The following is a 12,516-nucleotide window of genomic DNA, read 5'->3' as shown; positions in this document are numbered from 1 at the left end:
TTTTGGTCGCCGTCTCAAGACCCTGCGGGGCCTCACCCCATATGAATACATCTGCAAAATCTGGGCAACCGAGCCAAACAGGTTTATATTCAATCCGCACCATCAAAGGATGGGACTAAACACCTAGGTCACAGGCCTGATCCGCTAGTGCGGTGCAGATAATCTGGGCCCAACTCGGTTAGCGAATTGGTGCCCAGCAGCGCCATGTTCCGGTCGACCTCCGCCCGCAGCAGGCCGATTGCGTGACGCACGCCCGCTTCACCATGAACCGCCGCCGCATACAGGAAAGGGCGACCGATCAGCACCATGCGCGCGCCCAGTGCGATGGCCTTCAATATGTCGGTGCCGCGCCTGAAGCCGCTGTCGATCAGGATGGGCATGTCGCCCGCGGCCGCGACAGCGGCGGGCAGAGCGTCGAGCGCAGCGATCGCTCCGTCCAGTTGGCGTCCGCCATGATTGGAAAGAATGACGGCATCGGCGCCCACATTGCGCGACATGCTGACATCGTCGGGATGCAGCACCCCCTTGATGACCAGATTGCCTCGCCATCTCTCGCGAATATGCCTGATGCCGTCCCAGGTCAGCCGGTCGCGCTGACCGAAACTGCGCTCCGCATTTCGGGCGATCACAGGCGCGCCGCGCGTTGCACTGGAGTTTTCGAATGCAGGCATGCCATGGCGCAGCAGGGTTGGCGCGAATGTGCCCAGCAGCCAGCGTGGATGCAGAATTCCATCCATCGCTAGTCGCAATGACGGTTTAAGCGGGGTGGAAAAACGTTCCCGGATCAGGTTTTCGCGGTTCCCCAACACCGGAACATCGACAGAGATCACCAATGTGCCAAATCCCGCGGCTTTTACCCGGTCGATCACGCCGTCGATCCAGTCCTGATCGGCGGGCAAATAGGCCTGGAACCAGCATGACGGCGACGCGGCACGCACGTCCTCCAGCCGGATCAGCGACGTCGCGCTCAGCAGCATGGGCACGCCTTCCGCTGCCGCGCCCTGTGCCAGCGTGATATCGCCCCGCATGGCGATCAGCGCGGAAAGGCCCATGGGCGCGATCCCGAAGGGCGAAGCCCAGCTTTCCCCGAACAGGGAAACCTGTTGGCTGCGAGGGGCCACGTCGCGCAGAACGCGGGGAATGAAAGCGACCCGGCGCATCGCATCCCGATTGGCAGTGACGGTTTGATTATCTTCGCACGCCCCCGCGACATAGCCGAACAAGGGGCGCGGCAGATGCGCGCGCGCCAGCGCCTCATAATCGTCAAGGGAAAGGACGCGTGCCGCCTTGCGCCGCATGCGCGCGGACGGCTGGACCACTAGCCTGCTAATCGTCATCCCCTCCAACTGCTTTTCATGATCTATCCGGCAGGGAGACAGAATAAACCGGGATTCCTGTTCACAGTCATAGAACCGGCTCTATCTGCTATGCCAAAACACTATGCCCAGCCCCGGCACCGCGCTTTAATATTGTAGCTGCGCCTTCCAGACGCCAGTATCGACAAGATGCTTGATTTCATCCCGCACCAGTCCGACGACCACGCGGGTAGAGCGCGTCAACTGTTCTTCACGTGGCATCCCCATCACCAGCTGGCGCAGAATGGGCGGGTGGCCGATCGACGCATATCGCAGGTTACCCGCGTCGATCTCCCGGCTCAGCGCCGATAGCGGCAGCACCGTGTAGCCCAGCCCGAATTCGACCAGTTCCTTCAGGACGAGAAAGGAATCGGCTTCATAGCGGACATTCAACGTGACCCCCGCCTTGCGGGCAGCCGCCTCCACCACCAGCCGCAGGCCATGCGACTGACTTGGCAGGACGATGGGCAGCTGCGAAATGTCCTGAACCGACACTCTCTTGTCGGGATGCAGCGCAGAAGAAGCCGGGCCGACCAGTACCAGCTCTTCATATAATATCTCTGCCACGCTCATCTGGAAATCGGCTGCGGGGCCATACAGAAGCGCGGCGTCGATTTCTCCCCGCTGCAGCCAGTCGATCAGATGGCCGGCATAGCCCTCCACGATGCGCAACGATATGTTGGGCGCCTGCTGCGCCACTCGCCGCGCCAGACGTCCGGCCAGAATGTAGCTGACGGTTGGTGGCACTCCCAATGCGATCTGGCCGCCTCCTTCGGTCGATCGGCTGCGGATGTCGTCAAATGCCTGCCGGACCTGCCGGACGGGACCGGCAATATGCTGGCGCAGTTCCTCGCCCGCAGGGGTCAGTTGCATGCCCCGCCGGTGGCGAAAGAACAGGGGCGTACCTGCTTCTTCCTCCAGGATGCGCATCTGTCGGCTGAGGGCAGGCTGGGCGATCCGCATGCGGTCCGCCGCGCGGCTCAATGAACCAAGCTCCGCGATTTTCAGGAAATGTTCGAGCCGTCTGAAATCCACCTGCACGCCCTCTCATTCATGCGCAATCGGCATAGCTCCACACCTAGATTGTTCCTATCGTTCTGGCAAATGCGGCAATAGTTTCAAAAAAACATCACGACCACTGAGGAACCGCATGTCGATTATTAGCGAGACGGAATCGGGTGCACATGCCGATTCCCCCTGGGCCCCCATAATCTTTGACGCCCTGCAGGCCGCAGGCGTCCGGCAGGTCAGCTATGTTCCCGACGCAGGCCATGCGCGTCTGATCCGCATGTGCAACTCCGCAGAGAATATGACCAGCATCGTCCTGACTACGGAGGAAGAAGGCATCGCCCTGGGCACCGGCGCATGGCTGGGGGGCGAACGCAGCGCACTTCTCATGCAGTCGAGCGGTGTCGGCAACTGCGTCAACATGCTGTCGCTGCTGGCCAGCTGTCGCGTTCCGTTCCTGACCATTGTCACGATGCGCGGCGAATTTCAGGAATTCAATCCATGGCAAGTATCGATGGGCCGTGCGACGCCCGCAGCCCTGGAAATCATGGGGGTAACGGTCATCCGCGTGGACAGGCTGGAAGACCTGGCTGCCGTGATGGCGTCCGCCGCGACCATGGCGTTCGAAAGCGACCAGGCCATCGCCATTCTTTTGTCGCAAAGCATGTTGGGAGCGAAGAAATGGGTCAAGTAAGCCGCCTCCACCGCCGCGCGGCGGTCGCCGACCTGCTGTCGGATCGCAAGGATATGCTGATCGTCACAGGTCTCGGTTCCCCGACCTATGACGTGTTTGCGGCAGGCGATCATCCGGGCAATTTCTATCTGTGGGGCGCCATGGGCGGCGCGGCGCTTACGGGGCTGGGTCTTGCCCTGGCCCAGCCGGATCGGCCGGTGACGGTCGTCACTGGCGATGGCGAACAGCTGATGGGCATCGGCGGCCTTGCCACCATCGGCGTGCAGCGCCCCGCCAACCTGTCGATCGTCGTGTTGGACAATGGCCATTATGGCGAAACTGGCGGCCAGCTCAGCCACGCGGGTGCAGGCATCGACCTAGCCGAAGTGGCGCGGGTCTGCGGCTTTACCGAATGTTTCGAAGTGACGGATGAGGCGGGCATTGCGCGCGCCCGCGAAGCGATCGGCACCATCGGTGAAGGGCCTCGCCTGATCGTTATCCGCATCGTCCATGAAGAAACGCCGCGTGCGCTGCCTGCGCGCGATGGTGTATGGCTAAAGGCACGCATGCGCGAACATCTGGGTTTCGGGCCGAATTGAAGCTGTAACTCGCGCGGAATGGGAAGAGAGAACGGGATGGCAGAAGATCTGACGCGGTTTCGCAACCTGCTGGGGGGAAGCCCGCGCGATGCGGACGGTGGCGACTGGATCGAAAGCATCGATCCCGCAACCGGCAAGCCATGGGCGTCCATCCCGCGCTGCACCGCCGCCGATGTCGATGCGGCGGTGGCCGCAGCCCGTACCGCGTTTCGTTCGCAGCAATGGCGCGGGCTGACCGCCACGGCGCGCGGCGCGCTGCTGTACCGTCTTGCCGATATATTGGCTGGGGAGGCGGAACGGCTGGCCCAGATCGAAACGCGCGATAATGGCAAGCTGATTGCGGAAATGCGCGGGCAACTTAACTATCTGCCCGCTTATTACCGCTATTTCGCGGGGCTGGCGGATAAAGTCGAGGGCAGCGTTCTGCCCATCGACAAGCCGATGATGCACGCCTTTACGCGTCGGGAGCCGTTGGGCGTGATCGCCTGCATCACGCCGTGGAATTCGCCGCTGCTGCTGCTCGCGTGGAAGCTCGCGCCCCTGCTGGCGGCGGGCAACACCGTGGTCATCAAGCCGTCCGAACATGCGTCCTGCTCCACGCTGGCCTTTGTCGAGCTGTTCGAACGAGCGGGGTTCCCGGCGGGCGTCGTCAACACCGTCACCGGCCTGCCGGGCGAATGCGGCGAACCGCTGGTACGGCACCCGGACATTGCAAAGGTCGCCTTCACCGGTGGTGAGCCTGGCGGCATCGCGGTCTACCGCTCCGCTGCGGACAACCTCAAAAAGGTCACTTTGGAACTGGGTGGCAAGTCGCCGAACATCATCTTCGGTGACGCCGATCTCGAACGTGCGGTCTATGGTGCGGTGTCGGGCATCTTCGCTGCTTCCGGCCAAACCTGCATCGCCGGTTCGCGCCTCCTCGTCCAGCGCGACGTCCATGACGAAGTGGTTGACCGGCTCGTCGCGCTGGCGGGCACCGCCCGGATTGGTGACCCAAAACTCGTCGATACACAGGTCGGGCCGGTCACGACGCTGGCGCAACGTGGCAAAGTGCTCGAACACATCGCCGGTGCGCGGCAATCCGGGGCGGAATGCGTGCTGGGCGGGGACGTACCCACAATCCCCGGTTTTGAGGATGGCTGGTTCGTTCAGCCCACCATTTTCACCGGCGTGAACAACAACATGCCGATCGCGCGTGAAGAAGTGTTCGGCCCGGTCCTCGCCATCATCCCCTTCGATGACGAGGATGAGGCTTTATCGATCGCCAATGACAGCCCCTATGGGTTGGCCGCTGGCGTCTGGACGCAGGACATTGGCCGCGCCATTCGCATGTCCGAACAGGTCGAAGCAGGCACCGTGTGGGTGAACACCTACCGCGCCGTCAGCTTCATGGCTCCCTTTGGCGGGATGAAGCGCAGCGGTATCGGTCGCGAAAGCGGACAGGAAGCAATGGACGAATATCTCCAGACCAAAAGCGTCTGGATCGACCTCGGCAATCCTGTCGCCAACCCCTTCGTGATGAGGTAGGCGCGTGAAGATCACGGACAGGCTGGCAGCTTTTGCGCCGAGATTTCGGTTGCTTCGCTGCCGACTGACGTGATCGAACGCACGCCACTTTTGCTGCTCGACCTGATCGGTTACGCCAGCCTTGTTCATGACCGTGCATGCATCGGGATTGGCCCGGGGTGAAGCCAGAGTGTTTGGCGACGCGGCCAGCTATGGTCCGGCGGGCCGCTTAATTGTCGGCCCGCAGCCGCCTTGCGCGCTCCACCACCGGCAGGTCTATCATCCGCCCGCGCCAGCTGACCACGCCGCTATCGCCGCGCCCCTCCCACGCCTGCAGGATTGCACGGGCTTCGTCCAGGTCCCGCTCGCTGGGCCGGAATGTCTCATTCGCGATCATGACCTGGGCCGGATGCACGCAGATCGCGCCGTTGACCCCCCACCGCCGCCCGGCCTCCGCTGCCGCGCCATAGGCATCGCCGTCCGCATAGGCCGCGATGGAGATCGGAACGGCCAGTGCCATCAGGTCATGCGCGTGCGCGGCCAGCGCAATCTGACGCGATGGCAAATCCAGCAAATCCGTCGTGGGACTGACCCCCATGCCCAGCGCAAGGTCCTCTGACCCCAGCGCAAGGCCGATCATCTGCGGAAATGCCGCCAGCGCAGGCAAATTGACCAGGCCGGGCGCGCTTTCGACCAGACCGACCAGGCCGGGAAGGTGGGGAAGCTGCCGCTCCGCAGCCAGTTCGGCAATCATCTCCCATAGGACGGACAGCCGATCCACCTGCTCGCAGCCGGGCACCATGATCGCTACGACGCCGGGACGCAGCGCCGCCTCCAGATCGGCCATGGCATCGCGCCAGCCAGCGTTGATGCGAACCACCACCTGTTGGCCCTGCGCCGTCAGCGTCGCAATGGCGTCAGGCAATGCCGCGCGCGCGCCAGCCTTGGCGTGGGCCGGGACTGCATCCTCCAGGTCCAGAATCACGGCATCCGCGCCGCGCGTCGCGATCGTCGCGATCCGTTCCGGCTGATCCGCGCCGACAAACAGCAGAGACCGCCAGCCCGGATTGGGCATCCTGGCCATCACAGCGTTTCCACCCGCGCCTGCATCGCCAGCCCGCCGGCATGATCGATTGCCATCAAAGCGCCGCCCTTATCCTCAGGGGACAGGCCCAGCGTGAAAGCGTCCCCCGCAAAAACGGGGCGCTGTGCGCGGAACGAAAAACTTGCGACCTGCGCGGCTGGATCGTGGCGAAGATAATGGTCCATCAACAGCGTGGCCAGGAAGGGACCATGGACGACCAGTCCCGGATAGCCTTCGACGTCGCGACTATAGGGCAAGTCATAATGAATGCGGTGCGCGTTGAAGGTCAGCGCGGAATAGCGGAATAGCTGCGCCGGGTCGGCTGTCAGCGACCGTGCAACCGGCGGTACTTCTGTACGTGCGTCGGGCGGCGGCGGCGCGCTGTTGCGTCCGGCTTCCCGATAAACAATATCCTGTTCTTCCTCGACGCATACTCTTCTATCTACGCTCAACACGTGGCGCAGCGTGACGAATTGCATCCGGCCGGACCGGCCCTGCTTATCCGCGACGGACAACTGGCGCGTTTCACGAACGACTTCGCTGCCGATCGGGATGGGTGCGGCAAAATGCACCCGGCTACCCGCCCACATGCGGCGTGGCAGCTCCTCATCGTCCCGCCGCGGATGACCGTCCTGTCCCATCTCCCCCTGCCGCGTATCCGGCGGAAACAGCAGCCAGTGCGCCAGCGGCGGCAGTTCGCCCGGTCGCCAGGGCGGCGTCTGATGATCCAGAAGCGCGGCCAGCAAATGCGCATGGCGGGCAGCGGCGATATCGACGCTCCGGCTTGCCGCCGCGCTCATGCAAATTCCGCCCGGATCGCGTCGTCGTCCGCTCCCAGCGCGGGGACTGGCAGCGCGGTCGGCTCCTCTCCATCCCACTGCACCGGTGGCGCGGGCAAATCGACGGGGCCGCTGGGCGTGTCGGCAGTGACGCGGCGAAGCTGGCTGTGCCGTGACAATCCATCGACGCCGCTCAGCCGCGCCCATGCCGTCCCCGCCGTTTCCAGTCGGGCAATCAGCGCGTCGGGCATTTCCGCGCCAAAGATGCGGCCAACCATCGCGTCAAGTTCCGTCCGGTTGGCGCAGCGCAGCCCGTTCGACGCATAGCGCGGGTCGGTTGCGAGCGACGCGTCCAGCAGCACCGCCTCACAGAATTTCGCCCATTCCCGTTCATTCTGGATCGATACGACCAGCTGCGATCCGTCCGCCGTTGGGAAGGCGCCATAGGGGGCGATGGACGGATGTTTCAGACCGGCGCGCGCAGGCGCCTTGCCGCTATAATCATAATGCAGCAGGGGCACCGTCATCCAATCCGCCAGCCCGTCGAACAGGGATATGGCGATGCCGCGTCCCTTGCCCGTCTTGTCCCGCTCTATCAGAGCTTGCAGGATCGCGGCGTGCGCGTTCATTCCGCACGCGATATCCGCGACGGAAACACCAACCCGCGCCGGTCCCTCGTCAGTGCCAGTGATGCTGGCCAGCCCGGCCTCGCACTGGATCAGGAAATCATATGCCTTCATCGCAGCCGCCGGTCCGGTTTCACCATAGCCTGTTATGTCGCAGGTGATGAGGCGCGGATATCGGGCGCGAAGGTGGGCGGATCCAAAACCCGACCGCGCAGCGGCGCCGGGGGCCAGATTCTGGACGAACACATCTGCCTTCGCCAGCATCCGTTCCATCAGGGCAGCGTCGGCGGGGTCTTTAAGGTCGATGCGCAGCGACTGCTTGCCCCGGTTCAGCCAGACGAAATAGGCGCTTTCGCCATGCGCGACGGCGTCGTAGCCGCGCGCGAAGTCGCCCTCCGTCCGTTCCAGCTTGATGACACGCGCGCCTGCTTCTGCCAGCCGCGATGTGCACAGCGGGGCGGCCACCGCCTGTTCGAGCGAAACGACCAACAAGCCTTGAAGCGCGGTGCCCATCAGAAGCTTTTCGGCAAGCCCAGCACATGCGTCGCTACATGGCTGAGGATCAGGTTGGTGGAAATGGGCGCGACTTGATACAGCCGCGTCTCGCGGAATTTGCGTTCGATGTCATATTCTTCCGCAAAACCAAAGCCGCCATGGGTCTGCACGCACATGTCGGCGGCATACCATGATGCTTCGGAGGCCAGCATCTTGGCCATGTTCGCCTCCGTGCCGTGCGTCACCCCTGCATCGAACAGAGCCGCGGCCTTGTCCACTATAGCCGCCGCCGCGGTGGTCTGGACATAAGCGCGCGCGATCGGAAACTGAACGCCCTGATTCTGGCCGATCGGGCGACCAAATACCGACCTGTCCTTTGCATAGGCGCTGGCGCGATCAATGAAGAAGCGCGCATCTCCAATACATTCCGACGCGATCAGGATCCGCTCTGCATTCATGCCCGACAGGATGTAGCGGAACCCCTTGCCTTCCTCACCGATCAGATTTTCCGCAGGCACGCGCAGATCGTCGAAGAACAGCTCGGTCGTGGCATGGTTCAGCATCGTGCGGATGGGTTGGATGGTCAGGCCATTGCCCACTGCGTCGCGCATGTCGACCAGCAGGACGCTGATGCCGTCCGTTGGCTTGGCGCATTCGTCGCGCGGGGTCGTGCGCACCAGAAGGACCATCAGGTCGCTATGTTCGGCCCGGCTGATCCAGATCTTCTGGCCATTGACCACATAATCGTCCCCATCGCGCCGTGCGAACGTGCTGATGCGGGTCGTGTCCGTCCCGCTCGTCGGCTCCGTCACGCCAAAGGCCTGCAGGCGAAGCTCCCCCGACGCGATCCTTGGCAGGTAACGGGCCTTCTGCTCTTCGGACCCATGGCGAAGCAATGTGCCCATCGTGTACATCTGGGCATGTGCAGCGCCACCGTTGCAACCGGACCGATGCACTTCTTCCAGCACTGCGGTCGCGGCGGACAGACCCAGCCCCGACCCGCCATATTCTTCGGGGATCAGCACCGACAGCCAGCCTTCCTTGGCCAGCGCCGTCACGAATTCCGTGGGATATTCCCGTTCAGCGTCCAGCCGCTGCCAATAGGCGCCCGGAAACCGCGTGCAGAGCCGACGAATGCCCTCGCGGATATCTGAAAAAGTCTCGTCCTGTCCGGGGGTGCCCATGTCATTCCTATCATATTCGATCGGTCGCCGGGTTACCCCGCCCATGGCAAAGGGAGAATTACAGATATCCGAACCAGCTATACAATTATCCTATGAAACAGCAGGAGCCATACCTTCAATGACGGCCTAACCGCTCGCCAGTTCACCATAGGCGCGGCGTCCGACAAAGGCCATGACCGCCGCCGTCGTGCTGGCGATCGCTGCCACCAGAGCCAGCGGCAGCGCGATGTTGCCGCTGGCGCCGAAAAACAGCCTGTCGAGCAGCGGAATGATCGCCGATCCCGCTGTAAGACCGATCAACGAATTGGCCAGCAGGAACAGAGCGGAATTGGTCGCGCGCATACGCGGCGGCGTGGCCAGTTGCAGGGCTGCGACGGCACAGCCAAAATAGGAATTGAAGAAGAAACAGGCTGGCGCGAACAGCAATAGCACGGTCCACTGCGTCGGCATCAGCGGCGCAAGCGTCGCCGGGATCGCGGTCCCTGCGGCCGCCATGGCGACAACACGCAGATTGGCGTCCGGTCGGCCACGCAACGCCATCCGTTCCGACAGGAGCCCGCCACAGACAGATCCAGCGCTTCCCAAGATCAGGAAAATAAGGCCCAGATATCGTCCTGCTTCGCCGGGAGACAGGCCGAAATTGCGGATCAGCAGCGAAGGATACCAGGCGGTCATGCCATATCCCATGACTCCCAGCAGGCAGGAGGATACATATATGCTGGCAAAGACCTTTGGGTTGCGACCGAAATGCGCGAACATCGCGCGCAGGCCAATGTCGGCATCTTTTGCCTTATGACCCATCGCGATCATTGTCGGCGTCTGTTTCCCGCCGCGCGGTGGCTCCCGGACCAACGCTACCAATATTGCGACGATAATGCCCGGACTGGCGACGATCAGAAAACTGGCTTGCCATGACCGCATCGTGCCGAACATGCCCAGGTTGACCGTATTGCGCGTGCCGACCAGGTCGATCACCGCGCCGCCGATCATCAGCGCCAGCCCGCCGCCTATGGTGATCCCCAATGTGTAGATTGCCATCGCGCGGGCCAGCTTATGCCTCGGATAGGCGTCGCTCAGAAAGGAGTGCGCGGACGGCGATAGCGTGGCTTCGCCCATGCCGACGGCCATCCGTGCCGCGAACAGCATCGGATAGTTGCTGGCAAGTCCGCACAGAGCCGTGGCCGCGCTCCAGAACGCCACGCCAACGGTGATGATCCACTTGCGCGGCCAGCGATCGGCCAACAGACCAACCGGCACGCCCAGAATGGCGTAGAGCAATGCAAAGGCCATCCCCTGCAATAGGCCCATTTGCAGGTCGCTGATGTCCAGGTCGCGCCGGATCGGATCGACCATCAGGCTGAGAATCTGTCGATCCACGAAGGACAGCACATAGGCGAGCAAGAATGCCGCCAGCGCATAATTGGCCTGCCGGTTCGACAATCCCTGCCCTGCAGAGCCGCATACGGTGGACAACTATTCTATCCTTTCCGGTGCGGCAGGATGGGCCGGGGGAAACATGTCCCGGTCGTTATATCAATCGGTAAGGGCCGCAAAGGGCGATATATTGTCCTTACGATTTCGCCGCCACCCGTGCGAACGGCACAACAGCCCATATCGACAACAGCGCATCAAGCTGAAGTGTCATCAGTGTCACTTTACCTGATTTTCGCCGGTAAAGTGACATGGGTGATTTTTGTTCTCGCCAATTCCCATAGGGGATTCACATCGAGTCGCGATGTGCTAGATTCCTGATATGTTCCATCAGCCAGACCTATTCGATCAGCCGCGTCCTCCCATTCTGGCCCCTGATTTGCCCGCCTTGGTCGAGCGGATTTCATCAGTCTCCAAGCGGCCTCGATACGCGCTCCTCGTCCTGAACCTGATAGCGAAGGCCGCAGGGACTAATGGCAGTCTGGGTCCATATGTGCCGGCTGATTGCGGCATGGTGCCTGTCCGGGACTGGTTATGCCAGGCGCTTGCGCCGCTTGCCAATCGGGACTGCCGCCGCCTCGCCATGGTCGAAACGGTGCGGGCGGAATTGGCGCTAGGCGCATCGGGCGGCACCCCTGATGCAGAACGCCGCGTGGAGGAGGAGGTCCAGTCTCGCATCATGCGCTCTGGTCGAACCAACATCAGCCGGGCCGTTTCGGACCTCGTGCGGGCAGGTTTATTGCGTCGCCACTATCAGGGCTATCGCATTGACCATGCCAATAGGGGAGCCCAGCGAGAGGCGGTTTACACAGTGGTGCCCGAAGTCCGCCGCGCACTTTCTCGTCCCTGCTGATGCTCTACGCCTCACTTCCGGGATTCCATGACGCCTTGCCGAAACGATCCCGCAGGAACGCGACAAAGGCATCGACGACGGGCGGGCGGAAAGCCGCGCGCGGATAGACCGCGTGCACGCCCAGGTCGCCGGGGCCTTCCCAATCGTTCAGCACCCGCACCAGCTTCCCCTCCGCCAATTGATCGCCCACGTCCCAGAGCGACCGAAAGGCGATACCCACGCCTGAAAGAGCCAGTTCGCGTACAATCTCGCTGGAGTTGGTGCGGACATGGCTGCGCCCTTCGACCAGCTTGCGGGATCGCCCGTTGACCAGTCTCCATGGCAATTGCCCATCCGCCGCCAGCAACCGGTGCCGGGTCAGTTCCTCGATCCGTTCTGCCCTGCCATGTTCCGCAAGATAGGCGGGACTGGCGCATAATATCCGCCTGTTGGGGGCCAGCAACTGTGCGTTCAGGCTGGCGGGCACCTCACTCGTGATGCGGATCGCGACATCCACTTGCTCGGACAGCAGGTCGACATAGGCGTCCGTCAGGTTCAACTCCAATTCGACGCTGGGATACGCCTTCAGGAAATCGCCAACATGGGCCGCGACATGCAGGCGGCCAAAGGATGTCGGCGCCGATATGCGGAGCGGCCCCGACGCCGTGCGCAGTCGGTTTGTCACGCGGTCTTCCGCCTGGGCGATGGCGTCCAGGATTGCCACGATGTCCCGGTGCAGGGTCGCGCCTTCCTCGGTCAGCGCCAGCCTGCGCGTAGTGCGGTGGACCAGCCTGACGCCCAGCCGGGCCTCCAGCCTCGCGATCCGCTTCGACATCATGGCGGGAGAGATCATCAGCAGACGGCCCGCCGCCGACAGGCTGCCTGCTTCTACCGCCTTGGCGAACAGTTCATAGTCGGGGTCCATCATCCATCTTTTCCCCAAA

Annotated in this window: 12 protein-coding genes and 1 pseudogene; 5 read left to right on the top strand and 8 right to left on the bottom strand. The window is 62.8% G+C overall.

Translation table 11 applies throughout. The features are described 5' to 3' along the window. Positions 1-127: pseudogene (locus tag ACI3KQ_RS11450) on the top strand (IS481 family transposase); the annotation flags it as partial. Between the two features lies 1 nt (position 128). Here ACI3KQ_RS11450 and ACI3KQ_RS11445 read toward each other — a convergent pair. Both ACI3KQ_RS11445 and ACI3KQ_RS11440 read right to left on the bottom strand, forming a co-directional pair. Continuing rightward, entirely contained in the window at positions 129-1,337 is a 1,209-nt protein-coding gene (locus tag ACI3KQ_RS11445; protein ID WP_404957678.1) for an alpha-hydroxy-acid oxidizing protein, read from the bottom strand. Positions 1,338-1,463: 126 nt separating this feature from the next. Further along, positions 1,464-2,396, bottom strand: a complete 933-nt coding sequence (locus ACI3KQ_RS11440; RefSeq protein WP_404957676.1) for a LysR substrate-binding domain-containing protein — start codon at positions 2,394-2,396, stop codon at positions 1,464-1,466. A 109-nt stretch (positions 2,397-2,505) separates the two neighbouring features. Between ACI3KQ_RS11440 and ACI3KQ_RS11435 the strand changes: the two genes are divergently transcribed. The 3 genes from ACI3KQ_RS11435 to ACI3KQ_RS11425 are packed head-to-tail and all read left to right on the top strand — an operon-like array spanning position 2,506 to position 5,162. Then, a complete protein-coding gene (locus ACI3KQ_RS11435; RefSeq protein WP_404957674.1) occupies positions 2,506-3,057 on the top strand; it encodes a hypothetical protein in 552 nt (183 codons plus the stop codon). Next, positions 3,045-3,635: a thiamine pyrophosphate-dependent enzyme gene (locus tag ACI3KQ_RS11430; RefSeq protein WP_404957672.1), complete on the top strand. Its 591-nt coding sequence runs from the start codon at positions 3,045-3,047 to the stop codon at positions 3,633-3,635. Before ACI3KQ_RS11435 ends, ACI3KQ_RS11430 begins: the two co-directional genes overlap by 13 nt. A gap of 36 nt (positions 3,636-3,671) precedes the next feature. Continuing rightward, positions 3,672-5,162: an aldehyde dehydrogenase gene (locus tag ACI3KQ_RS11425; RefSeq protein ID WP_404957670.1), complete on the top strand. Its 1,491-nt coding sequence runs from the start codon at positions 3,672-3,674 to the stop codon at positions 5,160-5,162. Between the two features lie 208 nt (positions 5,163-5,370). Here the strand turns inward: ACI3KQ_RS11425 and ACI3KQ_RS11420 are convergent, their stop codons facing one another. From ACI3KQ_RS11420 to ACI3KQ_RS11400, 5 genes are all read right to left on the bottom strand, one after another. After that, the gene (locus tag ACI3KQ_RS11420) at positions 5,371-6,225 is read right to left on the bottom strand and encodes an HpcH/HpaI aldolase/citrate lyase family protein (RefSeq protein WP_404957668.1); all 855 of its coding nucleotides are present in this window, start codon (positions 6,223-6,225) and stop codon (positions 5,371-5,373) included. Continuing rightward, positions 6,225-7,025 (bottom strand): MaoC family dehydratase N-terminal domain-containing protein, encoded by an 801-nt coding sequence (locus tag ACI3KQ_RS11415; RefSeq protein WP_404957666.1) that lies wholly within the window; start codon positions 7,023-7,025, stop codon positions 6,225-6,227. The genes ACI3KQ_RS11420 and ACI3KQ_RS11415 overlap by 1 nt, the downstream gene beginning before the upstream one ends. Next, a complete protein-coding gene (locus tag ACI3KQ_RS11410) occupies positions 7,022-8,143 on the bottom strand; it encodes a CaiB/BaiF CoA transferase family protein (RefSeq protein WP_404957664.1) in 1,122 nt (373 codons plus the stop codon). Before ACI3KQ_RS11410 ends, ACI3KQ_RS11415 begins: the two co-directional genes overlap by 4 nt. After that, positions 8,143-9,309, bottom strand: coding sequence for an acyl-CoA dehydrogenase family protein (locus tag ACI3KQ_RS11405; RefSeq protein ID WP_404957662.1), 1,167 nt, complete (start codon positions 9,307-9,309; stop codon positions 8,143-8,145). The genes ACI3KQ_RS11410 and ACI3KQ_RS11405 overlap by 1 nt, the downstream gene beginning before the upstream one ends. 126 nt (positions 9,310-9,435) lie before the next feature. After that, the gene (locus ACI3KQ_RS11400) at positions 9,436-10,782 is read right to left on the bottom strand and encodes a spinster family MFS transporter (protein ID WP_404957660.1); all 1,347 of its coding nucleotides are present in this window, start codon (positions 10,780-10,782) and stop codon (positions 9,436-9,438) included. A 280-nt stretch (positions 10,783-11,062) separates the two neighbouring features. Between ACI3KQ_RS11400 and ACI3KQ_RS11395 the strand changes: the two genes are divergently transcribed. After that, positions 11,063-11,593 (top strand): hypothetical protein, encoded by a 531-nt coding sequence (locus ACI3KQ_RS11395; protein ID WP_404957658.1) that lies wholly within the window; start codon positions 11,063-11,065, stop codon positions 11,591-11,593. 4 nt (positions 11,594-11,597) lie between these two features. Here the strand turns inward: ACI3KQ_RS11395 and ACI3KQ_RS11390 are convergent, their stop codons facing one another. Then, positions 11,598-12,500: a LysR family transcriptional regulator gene (locus tag ACI3KQ_RS11390; RefSeq protein ID WP_404957656.1), complete on the bottom strand. Its 903-nt coding sequence runs from the start codon at positions 12,498-12,500 to the stop codon at positions 11,598-11,600. Positions 12,501-12,516 lie beyond the last annotated feature (16 nt).

The organism is Sphingobium sp. ZW T5_29 (genome assembly GCF_044987515.1).
Taxonomy (GTDB): Bacteria; Pseudomonadota; Alphaproteobacteria; order Sphingomonadales; family Sphingomonadaceae; genus Sphingobium.
This window is presented reverse-complemented; position numbering and strand designations above follow the sequence as displayed.

What these genes read in the sequence shown, in the direction of transcription:
- ACI3KQ_RS11435 (WP_404957674.1), top strand. Translation starts at nt 2,506, where the DNA reads ATGTCGATTATTAGCGAGACGGAATCGGGTGCACATGCCGATTCCCCC.
- ACI3KQ_RS11430 (WP_404957672.1), top strand. Translation starts at nt 3,045, where the DNA reads ATGGGTCAAGTAAGCCGCCTCCACCGCCGCGCGGCGGTCGCCGACCTG.
- ACI3KQ_RS11445 (WP_404957678.1), bottom strand. Translation starts at nt 1,337, where the DNA reads ATGACGATTAGCAGGCTAGTGGTCCAGCCGTCCGCGCGCATGCGGCGC.
- ACI3KQ_RS11425 (WP_404957670.1), top strand. Translation starts at nt 3,672, where the DNA reads ATGGCAGAAGATCTGACGCGGTTTCGCAACCTGCTGGGGGGAAGCCCG.
- ACI3KQ_RS11390 (WP_404957656.1), bottom strand. Translation starts at nt 12,500, where the DNA reads ATGATGGACCCCGACTATGAACTGTTCGCCAAGGCGGTAGAAGCAGGC.
- ACI3KQ_RS11405 (WP_404957662.1), bottom strand. Translation starts at nt 9,309, where the DNA reads ATGGGCACCCCCGGACAGGACGAGACTTTTTCAGATATCCGCGAGGGC.
- ACI3KQ_RS11420 (WP_404957668.1), bottom strand. Translation starts at nt 6,225, where the DNA reads ATGGCCAGGATGCCCAATCCGGGCTGGCGGTCTCTGCTGTTTGTCGGC.
- ACI3KQ_RS11395 (WP_404957658.1), top strand. Translation starts at nt 11,063, where the DNA reads ATGTTCCATCAGCCAGACCTATTCGATCAGCCGCGTCCTCCCATTCTG.
- ACI3KQ_RS11415 (WP_404957666.1), bottom strand. Translation starts at nt 7,025, where the DNA reads ATGAGCGCGGCGGCAAGCCGGAGCGTCGATATCGCCGCTGCCCGCCAT.
- ACI3KQ_RS11410 (WP_404957664.1), bottom strand. Translation starts at nt 8,143, where the DNA reads ATGGGCACCGCGCTTCAAGGCTTGTTGGTCGTTTCGCTCGAACAGGCG.